We start from the raw sequence: 17,816 nt of genomic DNA, 5'->3' as shown, positions 1-17,816 counted from the left end.
CACGTTGCAACAAATGTAGGAGCGGATTTATCCGCGATGCGCCGCGCGGGCGGCGCTCGATTTCTGCCCCACCTCAATACCCCAGCCAGGCACCTGTCAGCCCCATCCCCTGACAACCCCTAAACACTGACTTAAAAGTCAGAAAACCAGGCAAATGGTCGCCGATCATGCCGCTATCGTGCTTTTCTCTACCCCAATCCGCCATCACCCCGTAGAATGCGCTCCTTTTTTCTTCCGGGGCAGCTTTCAGCAATGAGCTCACACGAACACAGCCCAGGCGCGGCGGCGCCTGCCAATGAACTGGTGCTTGGCCTCGAGGACAAGCCTCGGCTGTTGATCGGCCTGCTGGCTGCCCTGCAGCACCTGCTGGCGATCATCGTGCCAATCGTTACCCCTGGCCTGCTGATCTGCCAGGCGCTGGGCGTTTCGGCGCGGGACACCAACCTGATCGTTTCCATGTCGCTGGTGATCTCGGGCATCGCCACCTTCGTGCAATGCAAACGCTTCGGGCCGTTTGGCGCCGGACTGCTGATTGTGCAGGGCACCAGCTTCAACTTCGTCGGGCCGCTGATTGCCGGCGGTGCGCTGATGGTCAAGCAAGGCACGCCGGTTGAGGGCGTGATGGCGGCCATCTTTGGTGTGGTGATTGCAGGCTCGTTCGTCGAGATGGGCGTTTCGCGCATCCTGCCCTTCGTCAAACGCCTGATCACCCCACTGGTGACCGGCATTGTCGTGCTCATGATCGGCCTGACCCTGATCAAGGTTGGCCTGATCAGCATGGGCGGCGGCTTTGGCGCCATGGCCAATGGTACCTTCGCCAATGGCGAGAACCTGCTGTTGTCGGGTGTGGTGCTGGCCATTATCGTGATCCTCAACCGTATTCCGGTGGTGTGGATGCGCAGCTGTGCCATCGTCATTGCCCTGGCGGTCGGCTATGCGCTGGCGGGTTACATGGGCCGCCTGGACTTCACCGGCATGCGTGAGGCCGCGCTGTTCCAGGTGCCGACGCCGCTGCACTTCGGCCTGAGCTTCTCGTGGGCGCTGTTCATTCCGATGCTGGTGATCTACCTGGTGACGTCGCTGGAAGCCATTGGTGACGTGACCGCCACCAGCAAGGTGTCGCGCCAGCCAGTCGAAGGCCCGGTGTGGATGCAGCGGATCAAGGGTGGCGTGCTGGTCAACGGCGCCAACTCGCTGCTGGCGGGCTTGTTCAACACCTTCCCGAGCTCGATCTTTGCCCAGAACAACGGGGTGATTCAGCTGACCGGTATCGCCAGCCGCCATATCGGCATGTGGATTGCCGTGATGCTGGTGCTGCTGGGGCTGTTCCCGAGTGTTGCCGGGGTGATCCAGGCGGTGCCGGAACCGGTGCTGGGTGGTGCGGCCATGGTCATGTTTGGCGCGGTTGCGGCTTCTGGGATCAATATCCTGGCCAGTACGCGGCTGGATCGTCGGGCTTTGCTGATTATCTCTGTTTCCCTGGCCTTGGGCCTGGGCGTGGCGCAGGTGCCGGAGTTCCTGGCGCATATGCCGGCGGCGATTCGCAATGTGCTGGAGTCGGGTGTGGCTACCGGGGGGATTTGTGCACTGGTGCTGAACTGGTTCTTGCCGGAGAGCAAGGAGCAGGCTTGAGGCCGGATATAGGGCCAATGGGGCCGCTGTGCGGCCCATCGCAGCGGTTCGTCGCCACGACAAGCCAGCTCCTACACCGAGCGCGTAAGCTTCAGGACTCGCGCAATCCCTGTAGGAGCGGCCTTGTGTCGCGAAACGGCTGCGAAGCGGCCCCAGCAATTTGTGCATTTGCGCTGAAGTCCCGGGACTGCTTTGCAGCCCATCGCGACACAAGGCCGCTCCTACAAAAGCCCGCGCCCGCTTGCACAAGCGGGCGCGGGCTTTTTTGCTTTATCATGGCGGCATTCCTTTGCATGAGTTATCCATGAAATTCGCTATCGCGGTGTTCTCCCCGGCCCATGCGCCCTCTTCGCGGCGCGCCCTGCGCTATGCCGAGGCGGTGCTGGCCGGCGGGCATGAGATTGCCCGGCTGTTCTTCTATCAAGACGGGGTACACAGTGCCTCGGCCAACGTGGTCGCGCCCCAGGATGAAGTGGACGTCGCCGCCCAGTGGCGTGCCTTTATCGAGACCCACCAGCTGGACGCCGTGGTGTGCATCGCCGCCGCCTTGCGCCGTGGCGTGCTCGACGAGGCCGAGGCCAACCGCTATCAGCGCCCGGCCGTGAACCTGCCCAAACCATGGGAGTTGTCCGGCCTGGGACAGCTGCATGAGGCCGCGCAAGTTGCCGATCGGCTTGTCTGCTTTGGAGGCGACTGAAATGGCCAAATCCTTGTTGATCATCAGCCGCCAGGCGCCGTGGAACGGCCCATCTGCCCGCGAGGCGCTGGACATCGCCCTGGCCGGTGGCGCGTTCGACCTGCCGCTGGGCATGCTGTTCCTCGACGATGGTGTGTTCCAGCTGGCGCCAAACCAGCAACCTGCCGCCGTGCAACAGAAGAACCTGGCCGCCAACCTGCAGGCGCTGCCGATGTTCGGTGTCGAAGAACTGTTCGCCTGCAACCACAGCCTCACCCGCCGTGGCCTGGCCGCCGACAGCCTGGCACTGCCAGTGCAAGTGCTGGATGACGCGGCACTGACCGCACTGATCGCCCGTTTCGACCAGGTGGTAACGCTCTGATGACGACCCTGCACGTAATTGCCCACTCCCCGTTCGGCGACGAGCGCCTGGCCAGTTGCCTGCGCCTGCTTGGCGCGGACGACGCCCTGCTGCTGTGCGGCGATGCGGTGTACGCCCTGCGCAGCGGCAGCGAAGCGTACCGCCAGCTGCAAGCCGCCAGCCTGGCCCAGCGCCTGTTCGCCCTGGACGAAGACCTGCAAGCCCGCGCGGTCGGCAACGACCTGGCCAAGGCCGTGGACTACGCCGGGTTCGTCGAACTGTCGCTGCACTACGACAAGGTCAACAGCTGGCTATGAATACCCTCACCGTTGCCGATCAGGCGATCGCCCTGGACAAGGACGGCTTCCTGGTCGACCTGCAAGACTGGTCCCATGCAGCCGCCGAGGCCCTGGCCGAGCGCGAGGGCATTGCGCTGACCGCGGACCACTGGGAAATCCTCGAACTGCTGCGCCAGTTCTACCAGGAGTACCAACTGTCTCCGGCCACCCGCCCACTGATCAAGTACACCGCCCTGAAACTGGGCCCGGACAAGGGCAACAGCCCGCACCTGAACCGCCTGTTCAATGGCACCCCCGCCAAACTTGCCGCCAAGCTGGCGGGCCTGCCCAAGCCGACCAATTGCATATGACCCAGCCACCCTTGAATGAAGCTCGCCCGCTTACCCTGGAAACCCCGGCCGAACACCCGTTCGCCGAGTTCGTGCGCATTCTTGGCAAAGGCAAGCGCGGCGCGCGTGGCCTGACCCGCGAAGAAGCCCGCGCCGCCATGACCCTGCTGCTGGAAGGCAAGGTGGAGGACACCCAACTCGGTGCCTTCCTGATGTTGCTGCGGCACAAGGAAGAAAGCGCCGAAGAGCTGGCCGGCTTCACCGAGGCCCTGCGCGCCCACCTGCAGGCGCCGCGCATTGCCGTGGACCTCGACTGGCCGACCTACGCCGGCAAGAAGCGCCACCTGCCCTGGTACCTGCTGGCCGCCAAGTGCCTGGCCGGCAATGGCGTGCGCATTCTGATGCACGGCGGCGGCGCACACACGGCCGGGCGCCTGTACACCGAGCAATTGCTCGACCTGTTGCAGATCCCGCTGTGCCGCGACTGGGCTGCTGTCGACAATGCGCTGGCCCAGCATCAGCTGGCCTTCTTCCCGCTGCACGACTGGGCACCGCAACTGCAGCGCATGATCGACCTGCGCAACACCCTGGGCCTGCGCTCGCCGATCCACTCGCTGGCCCGGGTACTCAACCCACTGGGCGCACGCTGTGGCCTGCAGAGCATCTTCCACCCGGGTTACCAGGCGGTGCACCGCGAGGCCAGCCGCCTGCTCGGCGACCATGCTGTGGTGATCAAGGGCGATGGCGGCGAGATCGAGGTCAACCCCGATGTCATCAGCCACCTCTACGGCACCACCGCAGGGGAAGCATGGGACGAAGAATGGCCGGCGCTGAGCGAACGCCGCCATGTCAAACCACCTAGCCTGCAGCCCGAGCACTTGCTGGCGTTCTGGCGCGGCGAAGTGGAAGACAGCTACGGCGAGAAGGCCCTGATCGCCACCATGGCGTTGGCCCTGCGCGGCCGGGGGCAGGACCGTGAGCAGGCATTCGCCACCGCCCAAAGCTATTGGAATGCCCGTAACCGATCGATTTAACCGATAATACCACCCCGATCTTTGCGCTATTTGTTCGAACGATTTGGCCTAGACTGGGCTCCAACGACAAACAACTTTGTTTCTGGAGCTCACCATGGGCCTTTTGATTGACGGCCGCTGGCATGACCAGTGGTATGAAAACGGCAAGGACGGTACGTTCAAACGCGAAAACGCCCAGCGCCGCAACCAGCTGCCCGCACCTGAAGCCGGCCGCTACCACCTGTATGTGTCGCTGGCCTGCCCATGGGCCCACCGCACCCTGATCTTGCGCGCCCTCAAGGGCCTGGAGCCGTTGATCGATGTATCGGTGGTCAGCTGGCTGATGCAGGACCATGGCTGGACTTTCGACCAGCAGCAAGGCTCCAGCGGCGATCACCTCGATGCCCTGCAGTTCCTGCACCAGCGCTACACCCAGGACGACCCGCACTACACTGGCCGGGTGACTGTACCGGTGCTGTGGGACAAGAAAGAGAAGCGCATCGTCAACAACGAGTCATCGGAGATCATCCGCATCTTCAACAGCGCGTTCAACGAGCTGACCGGCAATACCCTGGACCTTTACCCAGAGCCGCTGCGCCCGACCATCGAGGCGCTGAACGAGCGTATTTACCCGGCGGTGAACAACGGCGTGTACCGGGCGGGCTTTGCTACCACGCAAGATGCCTATGAAGCGGCGTTTGATGATGTGTTCAATGAGCTGGACTATCTGGAAGACTTGCTAAGCCGCAATCGCTACCTGGCGGGTGAGTACCTGACCGAAGCCGATGTACGCCTGTTCACCACCTTGGTGCGCTTCGATGCGGTTTATCACGGGCACTTCAAGTGCAACCTGCGCCGGCTTGGCGATTACCACAACTTGTCGAACTGGCTGCGTGAGCTGTACCAGTGGCCGGGGGTGGCGGGGACTGTGGATATGGAGCATATCCAGAAGCACTATTACATGAGCCACAAGACCATCAACCCGAACGGGATCGTGCCTAAAGGGCCGTTGCAGGATTTCAACCAGCCGCATGATCGGGAGCGGTTGGTGGGTAAAGGGATTTGGCAGGGTTGAGATAGCCGGGGCTGCCTTGCAGCCCTTTCGCGACGCAAGGCCGCTCCCACAAGGACCGCGCAATGCCTGGACCTGTGGGAGCGGCCTTGCGTCGCGATAGGGCCGCAAAGCGGCCCCAACGATTTCAGCTGTGCTGCGAACCTTCGAACCAGGCCAGCTTGTCACGCAACTGCACCACTTCCCCAACTATCACCAAGGTGGGCGCATGCACTTCATGCTGGGCCACCAGGTCCGGCAAGTCCGCCAGGGTACCGGTGAACACCCGCTGGTTACGCGTAGTGCCTTGCTGCACCAAGGCCGCCGGGGTACTGGCCGCACGCCCGTGTCGAATCAGCTCGGCACAAATGGTCGGCAAGCCCACCAAGCCCATGTAGAACACCAGGGTCTGCGCCGGCGCCACCAAGTCATCCCAAGGCAGATTGCTGGTGCCATCTTTAAGGTGCCCGGTCACGAAACGCACCGACTGGGCATAATCGCGGTGAGTCAGCGGAATCCCGCCGTAGGCGGAACAGCCACTGGCCGCGGTAATGCCCGGCACCACCTGAAACGGAATGCCATGCTCGGCCAGCTCTTCGATCTCTTCGCCACCCCGGCCGAAGATGAACGGGTCGCCGCCCTTCAGGCGCAGCACGCGCTTGCCTTGCTGGGCGAGGTCGACCAGCAGGCGGTTGATCTGGTCTTGCGGTACGGCATGGTCGGCGCGGCGCTTGCCTACGTAGATGCGTTCGGCATCACGCCGGCACATTTCGATGATCGCCGGCGCCACCAAACGGTCGTACAGCACCACATCGGCCTGCTGCATCAGGCGCAAGGCACGGAAGGTCAGCAAGTCCGGATCGCCCGGCCCCGCACCTACCAGATACACCTCACCCCCCTGCTGCACAGGCGCACCGTCGACCATCGCCTGCAACAAGCGTTCGGCTTCTGCGCCCTGCCCGGCCAGCTGGCGCTCGGCAATCGGCCCCTGGAACACGGTTTCCCAGAAGCCACGGCGCTGGTTGACGTCCGGGTACAAGGTTTTCACCTTGTGCCGGAAACGCGCTGCCAGCCCGGCCAGCTCGCCGTAGGCGGACGGGATCCAGGCTTCCAGCTTGGCACGAATCAAGCGCGCCAGGACCGGGGCGTCGCCGCCGCTGGACACCGCAATCACCAACGGTGAACGGTCGACAATCGCCGGGAAAATCACCGTGCACAAGGCCGGTGCATCCACCACGTTGACTGGCAGGCTGAGGGCCTGCGCATCCGCCGACACCTGGGCGTTCAGCCCAGGGTCGTCGGTAGCTGCGATCACCAGCCGGCAACCGACTAGGTCGGCTGCCTGATAGCCACGCACCAGCACCTCACCGCCACCTTCCCGGGCCAACGCAGCCAACTGGCCGTCGACGTCCGGCGCCACCACGCGCAGCACGCCGCCGGCGTCGGCCAGCAGGCGCGCCTTGCGCAAGGCGATCTCACCGCCGCCGACGACCAGCACGCGGCCGCCCTGCAGCTTGTGGAACAGCGGCAGGTAATTCATTTAGCGGATGACCTCGACGCCGCCCATGTATGGCTTCAGCACATCCGGCACCAGGATCGAACCGTCGGCCTGCTGGTAGTTCTCCAGCACGGCCACCAGGGTGCGGCCTACGGCCAGACCGGAGCCGTTCAGGGTGTGTACCAGCTCTGGCTTGCCGGTTTCCGGGTTGCGCCAGCGGGCCTGCATGCGGCGCGCCTGGAAGTCGCCGCAGTTGGAGCAGGAGCTGATTTCGCGGTACTTGTCCTGGCTTGGAACCCACACTTCGAGGTCGTAGGTTTTCACGGCGCCGAAGCCCATGTCGCCGGTGCACAGGGCCAGCACGCGGTACGGCAGTTCAAGCAGCTGCAGCACGCGCTCGGCGTTGGCAGTCAGGCCTTCCAGGGCTTCCATCGACTTGGCCGGCTCGACCACCTGCACCATCTCGACCTTGTCGAACTGGTGCTGGCGGATCATGCCGCGGGTGTCACGGCCAGAAGCACCGGCTTCGCTACGGAAGCACGGGGTGTGGGCGACCAGTTTCAGCGGCAGCTGCTTGGCATCGAGGATTTCCCCGGCCACCAGGTTGGTCAGCGACACTTCGGCAGTCGGGATCAGGTAGAAGTCAGCCTCGCCTTCGCGGGTGATCTTGAACAGGTCTTCCTCGAACTTCGGCAGCTGGCCGGTGCCCTGCAGGGCCGGGGCCTGCACCAGGTACGGGGTGTAGTGCTCCTCGTAGCCGTGCTCGCCGGTGTGCAGGTTGATCATGAACTGCGCCAGGGCGCGGTGCAGGCGGGCGATCGGCCCGCGCAGCACGGCAAAGCGCGCGCCAGACAGCTTGGCCGCGGCTTCAAAGTCCAGGCCACCGCTGACTTCGCCAAGGGCAACGTGGTCCTTGATTTCGAAGTCGAACGCTTTAGGCGTACCCCAGCGGCGCACTTCGACGTTGTCGTCTTCGCTGGCACCGACCGGTACGCTGGCGTCCGGCAGGTTGGGGATGGTCAGCAGGATGCCATCCAGCTCGGCCTGGATCTCGTCCAGTTCGGCCTTGCCGGCAGCCAGTTCGTTAGCCATGCGCTCGACGTCGGCCATCAGCGGCGCGATGTCTTCGCCCTTGGCCTTGGCCTGGCCGATGGACTTGGAACGGGCATTACGCTCGGCCTGCAGTTGTTCGGTGCGGGTCTGCACCGCCTTGCGGCGCTCTTCCAGTGATTCGATGCGCGCGACATCCAGGCTGAAGCCACGGGAGGCCAGGCGATCCGCCACTTCCTGAAGTTGGCCGCGTAACAGTTTGGAATCGAGCATATCGTTCTCTCGTTATGTGTTGGTGTTGGTTCAGAATCGGGTCAGGGACAGGCCGGCCCAAGTTGCGAGCAGCCCACCCACCACGCTGATACTGGTATAGCCCAAGGCCAGGGGCACTTGCCCGCTTTCCATCAGGCGCACGGTATCGAGCGAGAAGGAGGAAAAGGTTGTCAGGCCGCCAAGGAAGCCGACAATCAGGCCGGCGCGCAATTCGACCGGCACCAGCGGCTTGTGCAGGAACAGGCCATAAAGCAGGCCGATCAACAGGCAGCCGACCAGGTTGACCGCCAGCGTACCGGCATAGAAGTGCCGTGGCCAGTGGGCCGTTACCCAGTTGGCGGTGGCAAAGCGCAACAAAGTGCCGGCGATACCACCCGCGCTGACGGCGGCAATCAAGGCAATCATGGTTTTCTCCGCTGGCGGGGGCTGTTGCGGTCGAGCTCGGCCAGGTGGCGCAGCTTCTCGCCAATCTTCAGTTCCAGCCCTCGCGGCACCGGCTGGTAGTACTGGCGCGGCTCGAGCTGGTCGGGGAAGTAGTCTTCACCGGCGGCATAGGCGTCGGGTTCGTCGTGGGCATAGCGGTACTCGTCGCCGTAGCCCAGTTGTTTCATCAGCTTGGTCGGCGCATTGCGCAGGTGCAGCGGCACTTCCAGCGAGCCATGTTCTGCGGCTTCGCGCAGGGCGGTCTTGAAGCCCATGTACACCGCGTTGCTCTTCGGCGCGCAGGCCAGATAAGTAATGGCCTGGGCCACCGCCAGCTCGCCCTCGGGGCTACCCAGGCGCTCCTGCACATCCCACGCCGCCAGGCACAGGCTGAGCGCGCGTGGGTCGGCGTTGCCGATGTCTTCGCTGGCCATGCGCACCACGCGGCGGGCGATGTACAGCGGGTCGCAGCCGCCGTCGAGCATGCGCGCGAACCAGTACAGGGCGCCATCGGGGTTGGAGCCGCGCACCGACTTGTGCAGGGCGGAAATCTGGTCGTAGAACGCCTCACCGCCCTTGTCGAAGCGGCGGCGGCTGTCGCCGAGCAGGCTCTGCAACATCTCGACGTCGATCTCGCTGCCGTCTTCGGCCAGGTCCGAGGCGTTTTCGAGGAAGTTGAGCATGCGCCGGCCGTCACCGTCGGCGGCAGCCATCAGCATCTTGAAGGCTTCATCGCCGACCCGCAGGTTGCGCTTGCCCAGGCCACGCTCTTCACTGAGCGCGCGGTTGACCAGCTTGCGCAGCGCAGGCTCGTCGAGGCTCTTGAGCACGTATACCCGTGCCCGCGACAGCAGCGCGTTGTTCAGCTCGAAGGACGGGTTTTCGGTGGTGGCGCCGATGAACAGCAGGGTGCCGTCTTCCACGTAGGGCAAAAAGGCATCCTGCTGCGACTTGTTGAAGCGGTGTACTTCGTCGACGAACAGGATGGTGCGGCGGCCATACTGGCCAGCCTGCTGCTTGGCCACCTCGACGGCCTGGCGAATCTCCTTGACCCCGGCCAGCACCGCCGACACGGTCTCGAAGTGCGCATCACAGAACTGTGCCAGCAGCCGCGCCAGGGTGGTTTTGCCCACCCCGGGCGGCCCCCAGAAGATCATCGAATGCAGCGCACCCTGCTCCAGTGCCTCGCGCAGCGGTTTGCCACGCGCCAGCAGGTGCTCCTGGCCGACGTATTCATCCAGGTTGGACGGGCGCAGGCGTGCGGCCAGGGGCTGGGCGACGGGTTCGCTTCGAAACAGGTCCATGACGGGCTCTGGTTACTCCTTGATCACGTCCGCGCCTTTGGGGATGTCGAACTTGAACGTGCTGTCCGGCACCGCCTGGTTGGCCTTGACGCCATTGAACAGGATATTGGTGCGCTGGCCGACGCTGTCGATCAGCTGCATGTCATTGATCAGGCCCTTGCGGAACGACACACGCAGCGAGTCGAACAGGGTGTCCTTGGTTTTCGGCTTGAGGGTGAAGTCCATTACTTCGCCCTGCTCCTTCGAGGCAATGTCGAAGCTCTGGCTGATCTTCGACACGTCACCGGACAGCAGCAGCGCCGGGGTCTGGTTCAGGCGCACGTCGAGCTTCTTGATGGTGGCCTGTTCCAGGTCCGGGTCCCACAGGGTGACGTTCTTGCCGTCCGACACCACCACCTGCTCCTGCGGCGCATCGGTGTGCCAGTAGAACAGGCCCGGGCGCTTGACGGTCATCTTGCCAGAGGTTTCCTGCAGGCTGGTGCCGTCGGCACCCAAGGTCAGCTGGGAGAAGTTGGCCTCGATGGTCTGCGACTTTTCCAGCAACTGGGTCAGGCGTTGTACGTCTTGCTCACCGGCATAAGCCGTAACAGTGCCCAGGGTCAGGGCAGAAACCAACAGCATGCGAATCGCGCGCATGGGAATCCTCATTGAGCATTGAAAAGGCCGGGCGCCACCGTTGGCGCCCGGCAGGGTGTTCATCAGTCGCGCGGGCCGCCCGGGGCAATCACTTCCCGCGAGCCGTTGCTGTTCATGGGGGTGACCACGCCGGCCATTTCCATCGACTCGATCATGCGTGCGGCACGGTTGTAGCCGATCTTCAGCTTGCGCTGCACGGCAGAAATGGAAGCACGGCGGCTCTCAAGCACGAACTGCACCGCTTCATCATACAGCGCATCGGTTTCGGCATCGTCACCATCGCCACCACCGCCGCCGCCATCGAAGCCACTGCCGGCCTCTTCGACGCCGTTGAGGATGTCGTCGTTGTAGTCCGGGGCACCGCGCAGCTTCCAGGCCTCGACCGTGCGGTGCACTTCATCGTCGGAAACGAACGCGCCATGCACACGGATCGGCAGGCTGGTGCCTGGCGGCATGTACAGCATGTCGCCATGGCCCAGCAGCTGTTCGGCGCCGCCCTGGTCGATGATGGTGCGCGAGTCGATCTTGCTGGATACCTGGAACGCCATGCGGGTCGGGATGTTGGCCTTGATCAGGCCGGTGATCACGTCCACCGACGGGCGCTGGGTGGCAAGGATCAGGTGAATACCGGCCGCCCGCGCCTTCTGCGCGATACGGGCGATCAGCTCTTCGACCTTCTTGCCGACGATCATCATCATGTCGGCAAATTCGTCGACGATCACCACGATGGTTGGCAGGGTTTTCAGTGCCGGCGGCTCATCATCCATGCTTTCGCGACGGTACAGCGGGTCGTGAATGATCTCGCCAGCTTCTTCGGCGTCTTTGATCTTGCGGTTGAAGCCGGCCAGGTTACGCACCCCCATGGCCGCCATCAGCTTGTAGCGCCGCTCCATCTCGGCCACGCTCCAGCGCAGCGCGTTGGCGGCGTCCTTCATGTCGGTGACCACCGGGCACAGCAGGTGCGGGATGCCTTCGTAGATCGACAGTTCGAGCATTTTCGGGTCGATCATGATCAGCCGCGCGTCTTCCGGGCCGGACTTGAACAGGATCGACAAGATCATGGCGTTGACACCTACCGACTTACCGGAACCGGTCGTACCGGCCACCAGCAGGTGGGGCATCTTGGCCAGGTCGGTGATGACCGGCTTGCCGCCGATATCATGGCCCAGGGCCAGGGCGACGGGCGACTTGGACTCATCGAACTGCGGCGACGACAGCACCTCGGAGAAACGCACCATCTGCCGGTTCTCGTTGGGGATTTCGATACCGACGGTGGTCTTGCCAGGGATGACTTCGACCACGCGCACGCTGGTCACCGCCAGGGAACGCGCCAGGTCCTTGGCCAGGTTGGCGATGCGGCTGACCTTGACGCCGGCGGCCGGCTGGATTTCGTAACGGGTAATCACCGGGCCGGGGTGGATCGAATCCACCGCCACTTCCACACCGAATTCCTTGAGCTTGATTTCCAGCAGCTGGCCGACACCGGCCAGGGACTCTGGCGAGTACTCGATCTTTTTCTGCTCGGCCGGGTCGAGGATGGAAATCGACGGCAAGGTGCCTTCCACGGCGCTGTCGATGAACAGCGGCGCCTGTTTCTCTTTCATCACCCGCTTGCTCGGCTCTGGCGCCTTGTCGGCAACCGGCGGCACAATCATCGGGGTAGCAGGCTGCGCACGGGGCACCGCCGTTTCGCGCGGCACGACCGGTTCGCGGGCAAGGGTTGGCTCGCGTGGCGGCACCACAGGCTCGCGGCCGAGGGTTGGCTCACGGGGTTCAACCACCGGGGCCGGCGCCTCTTCACGCTTGAAAATACGCTCGCGCAACGCCGGCTTGGCCGGCTCGCGCTTCTCGGCGGCCATGGGCGCAGCCTTGACCACCGGCTCATCCTCGCGCAGCTGTGCCTCGAGGCGCTTGCGCTCGTTGCGGGCTTCCCACCAGCGGTTGGCCGCGCCCTGCACCAGTTCGAACAGGTCGAGGGTAATCTTGCCGGTCAGGTCCATTACCTTGAACCACGACAGGTCGGTGAACACGGTCAGGCCGAACAGGAACAAGGCAATGAACATCAAAGTGCTGCCTTGCACGTTCAGCAGGTTGCGCGCCAGGTCGCCCAAGCTTTCACCCAGCGCGCCACCGGCGGAGAACGGCAGGCTGGCCGGCGGGTGGAAGTGGATATGCGCCAATGCGGCGCCCGACAGCACCAGGAACACCAGGCCGATCAGCCGCCAGGAGAACAGCCAGCCGCTCCAGTCCCATGGCTGGTGGCGCTGGCGGAAGATCTGCCAGGTCTTCACCGCCAGCAACAGCGGGAAGATATAGGCGAAGTAGCCCAGCACCATGAACAGGATGTCGGCAAAGTAGGCACCGGCTCGCCCGGCGGCGTTCTGCACCTGGTCGACGGTCGCGGTGTGGCTGAAGCCCGGGTCGGACGTGTCGTAGGTCAGCAGCGCCATCCACAAGTACAGGCACAGGGCGCCGACAGCGATCAACGCACCTTCCTTGAGGCGATAGTGCAGCTGCTGCCGCCACAGGGGCACGGGCAAGGGAGCTGGGGTTGCGGTGGATTTCTTCAAAACGCGTCTATTCCTGCGCGTGCTGCGCGTCCAATAGTGATCGGCCGGCGGTGCGGCCAATGAACCACTACTTTTAACATTACTGCCCGCCCACTGCCATGACGGCACGCCGTAAGGCGCTTGAGTGGAGGCGACTTTCGTATGACTGCAATTTGAGCATGCATTGCCTTCTGTGACAAAGGCTTATGCTGTGTTTTTGCACAGGTGTGACAGCAAATGTAGCGGATGGTGCCTGTGGTTTCATGAATGTGTAGGAAATTGCCTATTTTGATTGTCTGTGGCGGCCTCTTCGCGGGTGAACCCGCTCCCACAGATGCCCCACTGCCTTCAGTACCTGTGCAATACCTGTGGGAGCGGGTTCATCGAGGCGTCGAACCGCCGCGAACAAGCCACAACCATTGACCCTGTCATGCGCGCAAGCCATGCTGACCGCTCCCCTCCCCCACCGCACGATAGACCATGCTCACCTGGCTGACCCGCGACTCGCTGACCTTCCCGCCCCTGGAAAAGGCCCTGCACGACCCCAACGGCCTGCTGGCCGCCGGCGGCGACCTGAGCCCCGAGCGCCTGGTGCAGGCCTACCGCCATGGCTGCTTCCCGTGGTACCAGGACGGCCAACCGATCCTGTGGTGGTCACCCGACCCGCGCACGGTCTTGCTGCCAGAGCAACTGCACGTGTCACGCTCGTTGGCCAAACTGATGCGCCAGGGCCGCTACCAGGTCAGCTTCGACAGCGACTTCCCGGCGGTGATCGCCGCCTGCGCGGCACCGCGCGATTACGCCGACGGCACCTGGATCACCGACACCATGCGCAATGCCTACTGCGAACTGCACCGGCGCGGTATCGCCCACTCGGTTGAAGTCCGCCAGGAGGGCGAGCTGGTCGGCGGCCTGTACGGGCTAGCCATGGGCCAGCTGTTCTTCGGCGAGTCGATGTTCAGCCGTGCCGACAATGCCTCCAAGGTCGGCTTCGTGACCCTGGTAGAGCACCTGCGCCAGGCCGGTTTTGTGCTGATCGACTGCCAGATGCCCACCAACCACCTGCACAGCCTGGGCGCGCATGCCATCAGCCGCGCCGAGTTCGCGGGCTACCTGGCCCGCCACCTCGACCAACCCAACAGCGCTACATGGGTGGTTGCCTAGGCGGTTTGCCATAGCTGGCTTACACTTAAAACAAAGTCTCACCGATGGGGGTTGATCATGACAGAGTTGGCGCGGTTGAAGTTCTATGCCACTCAACCCCACTCCTGCAGCTACCTGCCTGACGAGCAGGCGACCACACTGTTCCTCGACCCCAGCCAGCCGATGGACGTGAACGTGTACGCCGACCTGTCGGAAATGGGTTTTCGCCGCAGTGGCGACCACCTGTATCGCCCGCACTGCCAGAACTGCAATGCCTGCGTGCCGGCGCGCATACCCGCTGGGCGCTTCATCCCCAACCGCCAGCAGCGGCGCATTCTCAAGCGCAACGCCGACCTGACCGTGACCGCTGCGCGCCCGGCGTTCAAGGAAGAGTACTTCGAGCTGTACCGGCGCTATATCGAAACGCGCCACGCCGACGGTGACATGTACCCGCCCAGCCGCGACCAGTTTTCCACCTTCCTGGTGCGCGACCTGCCGTTCTGCTGGTTCTACGAGTTTCGCCTGGAAGGCCGCCTGCTGGCGGTGGCAGTGTGCGACCTGCTGCCCAACGGCCTGTCGGCGGTATACACCTTCTACGAGCCCGACGAAAAGCGCCGCAGCCTGGGGCGCTTTGCCATTCTGTGGCAGATCACCGAAGCCCTGCGCCAGGACCTGGAGGCGGTTTACCTGGGCTACTGGATCAAGAACTGCAAGAAAATGAACTACAAGACACAGTATCGGCCTATCGAGTTGTTGATAAACCAGCGCTGGGTCACCCTCAACTGAAAGCATTGGCTTGACACACAGTTTTCGGGCATAATCCACGCCACTTTTTTGCCCGGTGCGGTTATGCGTCGGGCCAACACTGGATACCGAGGGCTCAACTGCATGTCGAAAGAAGACAGCTTCGAAATGGAAGGTACTGTCGTCGACACCCTGCCCAACACCATGTTCCGCGTGGAGTTGGAAAACGGGCACGTCGTAACCGCGCACATCTCCGGAAAGATGCGCAAGAACTACATTCGTATTCTCACTGGCGACAAGGTCCGCGTCGAACTGACGCCGTACGACCTGAGCAAGGGCCGCATCACCTACCGTGCGCGCTAAGCTCCAGCCATGAAAAAGCCCGGCCATGTGCCGGGCTTTTTTGTGCCTTCAAGATTGCAGGGGGCTGCGCTGCAGCCCTGTGGGAGCGGGTTCACCCGCGAAGAACCCAACGCGGTGGATGGCACCGGCTGCGCCGGTGTTCGCGGCTAAAGCCGCTCCCACAGGCACAGCCCCGCCCTTGCGTCACGCAACCTCAGCCGTGGTCTCGAAGTCGAACACCAACTCGCCATCGCGCAGGTCGACATGCACCACGCCGCCATGCTCGGCCAGCTCACCAAACAGGATCTCCTCGGCCAGCGGCCGCTTGATCTTGTCCTGGATCAGCCGCGCCATCGGCCGCGCACCCATCTGCACGTCGTAGCCCGACGCCGCCAGCCAGCCACGGGCATCATCGCTGACTTCCAGCAGCACCCGTTTATCTTCCAGCTGCGCCTGCAGTTCGATAAGGAACTTGTCGACGATGCTCTTGATGGTTTCGGTACTCAGGCGGCCAAACTGGATAATGGTATCCAGGCGGTTGCGGAACTCCGGCGTGAAGCTCTTGCGGATCACTTCCATGGCATCGGACGCGTGGTCCTGATGGGTGAAGCCGATTGAGGCCCGCGCCGCGGTTTCTGCCCCGGCGTTGGTGGTCATGATCAGGATCACGTTACGGAAGTCGGCCTTGCGCCCGTTGTTGTCGGTCAAGGTACCGTGGTCCATCACCTGCAGCAGCAGGTTGAAGACTTCCGGGTGGGCCTTCTCGATTTCATCGAGCAGCAGCACGCAGTGAGGTTGCTTGGTGATCGCTTCGGTCAGCAAGCCACCCTGGTCGAAACCGACATAACCAGGCGGGGCACCGATCAGGCGCGACACGGTGTGGCGCTCCATGTACTCGGACATGTCGAAACGCACCAGCTCCACGCCCAGCGCCTTGGCCAGCTGCCGCGCCGCTTCGGTCTTGCCGACACCGGTCGGGCCGGCAAACAGGAACGACCCAACCGGCTTGTCGGGCGCCTTGAGGCCGGCACGCGACAGCTTGATGGCCGTGGACAGCGAGTCGATGGCCTGGTCCTGGCCGAACACGGTCAGTTTCAGGTCGCGCTCCAGGTTGCGCAGCAGTTCCTTGTCGGAGCTGCTGACGTGCTTCGGCGGTATCCGCGCGATCTTGGCTACGATGTCCTCGACCTGCGGCACGTCGATACGCTTGACGCGGTTGGCCTCCGGTTGCAGGCGCTGGTAGGCGCCGGCTTCGTCGATCACATCGATGGCCTTGTCCGGCATGTGCCGGTCATTGATGTAACGCGAGGCGAGTTCGGCGGCGGCGCGCAGGGCTTCGTCGCTGTACTCGATGTTGTGGTGGCTTTCGAAGCGCCCCTTCAGGCCGCGCAGGATGCCCACGGTGTCTTCCACCGACGGCTCGCTGACGTCCACCTTCTGGAAGCGCCGTGCCAAGGCACGGTCTTTCTCGAAGATGCCACGAAACTCCTGGAAGGTGGTCGAGCCGATGCAACGGATTTCACCCGACGACAGCAGCGGCTTGAGCAGGTTGGAGGCATCCATCACCCCGCCCGACGCCGCACCGGCACCGATGATGGTGTGGATCTCGTCGATGAACAGGATGGCCTGCGGGCGCTTGCGCAGCTCGCCGAGCAGGGCCTTGAAGCGCTTCTCGAAGTCGCCGCGATACTTGGTACCGGCCAGCAGCGCGCCGAGGTCGAGCGAATAGACCACGCTTTGCGCCAACAGGTCAGGCACCTGGCCGTCGACGATGCGCTTGGCCAGGCCTTCGGCAATGGCGGTCTTGCCCACGCCCGCTTCACCCACCAGCAACGGGTTGTTCTTGCGGCGGCGGGCGAGGATTTGCGCGACGCGCTCCACCTCCTGCTCGCGACCGACCAGCGGGTCGATACGGCCGGCACGGGCCAGCTCGTTCAGGTTGCTGGCATAGGCGTCCAGCGGGTTGCTCGAAGAGGAGGTTTCGCCGCCCTCTTCGTCCTGCATGTCCTGGTCGCTTTCAGACTGCGAACCATGCCCTGGCACCTTGGAGATACCGTGAGCGATGTAGTTGACCACGTCGATGCGGGCCACGCTCTGCTGCTTGAGCAGGAACACGGCCTGGCTTTCCTGTTCGCTGAAGATCGCCACCAGCACATTGGCCCCGGTGACTTCGCGTTTGCCAGAGCTTTGCACGTGGAACACGGCACGCTGCAGCACGCGCTGGAAGCCCAGGGTTGGCTGGGTTTCACGGTCTTCGTCGTTGACAGGAATCAGCGGCGTAGTGGAATCGATGAACTCTTGCAGGTCATGCTTGAGCTTGTCGAGATTGGCGCCACAGGCGCGCAGAACGGTCGCGGCAGCCTCATTGTCAAGGAGTGCCAGCAGCAGATGTTCGACGGTCATGAACTCATGACGTTTCGAACGGGCCTCCTTGAAGGCAAGATTGAGGGTGACTTCGAGCTCGCGGTTTAACATAGCTTCACCTCATACCCA

17 protein-coding genes are annotated in these 17,816 nt (G+C 63.5%); 10 read left to right on the top strand and 7 right to left on the bottom strand.

Features of this window, described 5'->3' with window-relative positions:
- Nucleotides 1-252 precede the first annotated feature (252 nt).
- From IAE39_RS16275 to IAE39_RS16245, 7 genes are all read left to right on the top strand, one after another.
- Entirely contained in the window at nucleotides 253-1,632 is a 1,380-nt protein-coding gene (locus IAE39_RS16275; RefSeq protein ID WP_201204189.1) for a nucleobase:cation symporter-2 family protein, read from the top strand.
- A gap of 304 nt (nucleotides 1,633-1,936) precedes the next feature.
- The gene (tusD, locus tag IAE39_RS16270; protein WP_110676046.1) at nucleotides 1,937-2,329 is read left to right on the top strand and encodes a sulfurtransferase complex subunit TusD; all 393 of its coding nucleotides are present in this window, start codon (nucleotides 1,937-1,939) and stop codon (nucleotides 2,327-2,329) included.
- Nucleotide 2,330: 1 nt separating this feature from the next.
- Nucleotides 2,331-2,690, top strand: a complete 360-nt coding sequence (gene tusC, locus IAE39_RS16265; protein ID WP_201204187.1) for a sulfurtransferase complex subunit TusC — start codon at nucleotides 2,331-2,333, stop codon at nucleotides 2,688-2,690.
- Entirely contained in the window at nucleotides 2,690-2,986 is a 297-nt protein-coding gene (gene tusB / locus IAE39_RS16260; protein ID WP_201204185.1) for a sulfurtransferase complex subunit TusB, read from the top strand. Before tusC ends, tusB begins: the two co-directional genes overlap by 1 nt.
- Nucleotides 2,983-3,318, top strand: a complete 336-nt coding sequence (locus tag IAE39_RS16255) for a TusE/DsrC/DsvC family sulfur relay protein (protein ID WP_029887836.1) — start codon at nucleotides 2,983-2,985, stop codon at nucleotides 3,316-3,318. The genes tusB and IAE39_RS16255 overlap by 4 nt, the downstream gene beginning before the upstream one ends.
- Before the next feature lie 11 nt (nucleotides 3,319-3,329).
- Nucleotides 3,330-4,331, top strand: a complete 1,002-nt coding sequence (locus IAE39_RS16250) for a glycosyl transferase family protein (protein WP_201204193.1) — start codon at nucleotides 3,330-3,332, stop codon at nucleotides 4,329-4,331.
- 94 nt (nucleotides 4,332-4,425) lie between these two features.
- Nucleotides 4,426-5,385 carry a glutathione S-transferase family protein gene (locus IAE39_RS16245; protein WP_201204183.1) on the top strand — a complete coding sequence of 320 codons (960 nt, stop codon included), beginning with the start codon at nucleotides 4,426-4,428 and terminating at the stop codon, nucleotides 5,383-5,385.
- A gap of 124 nt (nucleotides 5,386-5,509) precedes the next feature.
- Here the strand turns inward: IAE39_RS16245 and cysG are convergent, their stop codons facing one another.
- The 6 genes from cysG to IAE39_RS16215 form a co-directional block, all read right to left on the bottom strand.
- Nucleotides 5,510-6,901, bottom strand: a complete 1,392-nt coding sequence (cysG, locus tag IAE39_RS16240) for a siroheme synthase CysG (RefSeq protein WP_201204182.1) — start codon at nucleotides 6,899-6,901, stop codon at nucleotides 5,510-5,512.
- Complete coding sequence (gene serS / locus IAE39_RS16235; RefSeq protein ID WP_201204180.1) at nucleotides 6,902-8,182, bottom strand: serine--tRNA ligase; 1,281 nt, start codon at nucleotides 8,180-8,182, stop codon at nucleotides 6,902-6,904. It abuts the gene before it with no gap.
- A gap of 30 nt (nucleotides 8,183-8,212) precedes the next feature.
- A complete protein-coding gene (crcB, locus tag IAE39_RS16230) occupies nucleotides 8,213-8,587 on the bottom strand; it encodes a fluoride efflux transporter CrcB (RefSeq protein WP_201204178.1) in 375 nt (124 codons plus the stop codon).
- On the bottom strand, nucleotides 8,584-9,909 hold the full coding sequence (locus tag IAE39_RS16225; protein WP_201204176.1) for a replication-associated recombination protein A: 1,326 nt from the start codon (nucleotides 9,907-9,909) through the stop codon (nucleotides 8,584-8,586). The genes crcB and IAE39_RS16225 overlap by 4 nt, the downstream gene beginning before the upstream one ends.
- 12 nt (nucleotides 9,910-9,921) lie before the next feature.
- Nucleotides 9,922-10,545, bottom strand: coding sequence for an outer membrane lipoprotein chaperone LolA (gene lolA, locus IAE39_RS16220; RefSeq protein WP_201204174.1), 624 nt, complete (start codon nucleotides 10,543-10,545; stop codon nucleotides 9,922-9,924).
- Nucleotides 10,546-10,607: 62 nt separating this feature from the next.
- Entirely contained in the window at nucleotides 10,608-13,175 is a 2,568-nt protein-coding gene (locus IAE39_RS16215; protein ID WP_442968446.1) for a DNA translocase FtsK, read from the bottom strand.
- 399 nt (nucleotides 13,176-13,574) lie between these two features.
- Here IAE39_RS16215 and aat point away from each other — a divergent pair, with 399 nt between their 5' ends.
- From aat to infA, 3 genes are all read left to right on the top strand, one after another.
- The gene (gene aat, locus IAE39_RS16210; RefSeq protein ID WP_201204164.1) at nucleotides 13,575-14,258 is read left to right on the top strand and encodes a leucyl/phenylalanyl-tRNA--protein transferase; all 684 of its coding nucleotides are present in this window, start codon (nucleotides 13,575-13,577) and stop codon (nucleotides 14,256-14,258) included.
- Nucleotides 14,259-14,315: 57 nt separating this feature from the next.
- On the top strand, nucleotides 14,316-15,023 hold the full coding sequence (locus IAE39_RS16205) for an arginyltransferase (protein ID WP_201204162.1): 708 nt from the start codon (nucleotides 14,316-14,318) through the stop codon (nucleotides 15,021-15,023).
- 102 nt (nucleotides 15,024-15,125) lie between these two features.
- Nucleotides 15,126-15,344 (top strand): translation initiation factor IF-1, encoded by a 219-nt coding sequence (infA, locus tag IAE39_RS16200; protein WP_002553999.1) that lies wholly within the window; start codon nucleotides 15,126-15,128, stop codon nucleotides 15,342-15,344.
- A 183-nt stretch (nucleotides 15,345-15,527) separates the two neighbouring features.
- Here infA and clpA read toward each other — a convergent pair whose 3' ends face one another.
- Complete coding sequence (gene clpA, locus IAE39_RS16195) at nucleotides 15,528-17,798, bottom strand: ATP-dependent Clp protease ATP-binding subunit ClpA (protein WP_201204160.1); 2,271 nt, start codon at nucleotides 17,796-17,798, stop codon at nucleotides 15,528-15,530.
- Between the last annotated feature and the right edge of the window lie 18 nt (nucleotides 17,799-17,816).

It is taken from the genome of Pseudomonas sp. S37 (assembly GCF_016658545.1).
Taxonomy (GTDB): Bacteria; Pseudomonadota; Gammaproteobacteria; order Pseudomonadales; family Pseudomonadaceae; genus Aquipseudomonas.
This window is presented reverse-complemented; position numbering and strand designations above follow the sequence as displayed.

What these genes read in the sequence shown, in the direction of transcription:
- IAE39_RS16225 (WP_201204176.1), bottom strand. Translation starts at nt 9,909, where the DNA reads ATGGACCTGTTTCGAAGCGAACCCGTCGCCCAGCCCCTGGCCGCACGC.
- IAE39_RS16275 (WP_201204189.1), top strand. Translation starts at nt 253, where the DNA reads ATGAGCTCACACGAACACAGCCCAGGCGCGGCGGCGCCTGCCAATGAA.
- tusD (WP_110676046.1), top strand. Translation starts at nt 1,937, where the DNA reads ATGAAATTCGCTATCGCGGTGTTCTCCCCGGCCCATGCGCCCTCTTCG.
- crcB (WP_201204178.1), bottom strand. Translation starts at nt 8,587, where the DNA reads ATGATTGCCTTGATTGCCGCCGTCAGCGCGGGTGGTATCGCCGGCACT.
- tusC (WP_201204187.1), top strand. Translation starts at nt 2,331, where the DNA reads ATGGCCAAATCCTTGTTGATCATCAGCCGCCAGGCGCCGTGGAACGGC.
- IAE39_RS16205 (WP_201204162.1), top strand. Translation starts at nt 14,316, where the DNA reads ATGACAGAGTTGGCGCGGTTGAAGTTCTATGCCACTCAACCCCACTCC.
- serS (WP_201204180.1), bottom strand. Translation starts at nt 8,182, where the DNA reads ATGCTCGATTCCAAACTGTTACGCGGCCAACTTCAGGAAGTGGCGGAT.
- aat (WP_201204164.1), top strand. Translation starts at nt 13,575, where the DNA reads ATGCTCACCTGGCTGACCCGCGACTCGCTGACCTTCCCGCCCCTGGAA.
- cysG (WP_201204182.1), bottom strand. Translation starts at nt 6,901, where the DNA reads ATGAATTACCTGCCGCTGTTCCACAAGCTGCAGGGCGGCCGCGTGCTG.
- tusB (WP_201204185.1), top strand. Translation starts at nt 2,690, where the DNA reads ATGACGACCCTGCACGTAATTGCCCACTCCCCGTTCGGCGACGAGCGC.
- IAE39_RS16245 (WP_201204183.1), top strand. Translation starts at nt 4,426, where the DNA reads ATGGGCCTTTTGATTGACGGCCGCTGGCATGACCAGTGGTATGAAAAC.
- IAE39_RS16255 (WP_029887836.1), top strand. Translation starts at nt 2,983, where the DNA reads ATGAATACCCTCACCGTTGCCGATCAGGCGATCGCCCTGGACAAGGAC.
- clpA (WP_201204160.1), bottom strand. Translation starts at nt 17,798, where the DNA reads ATGTTAAACCGCGAGCTCGAAGTCACCCTCAATCTTGCCTTCAAGGAG.
- lolA (WP_201204174.1), bottom strand. Translation starts at nt 10,545, where the DNA reads ATGCGCGCGATTCGCATGCTGTTGGTTTCTGCCCTGACCCTGGGCACT.
- infA (WP_002553999.1), top strand. Translation starts at nt 15,126, where the DNA reads ATGTCGAAAGAAGACAGCTTCGAAATGGAAGGTACTGTCGTCGACACC.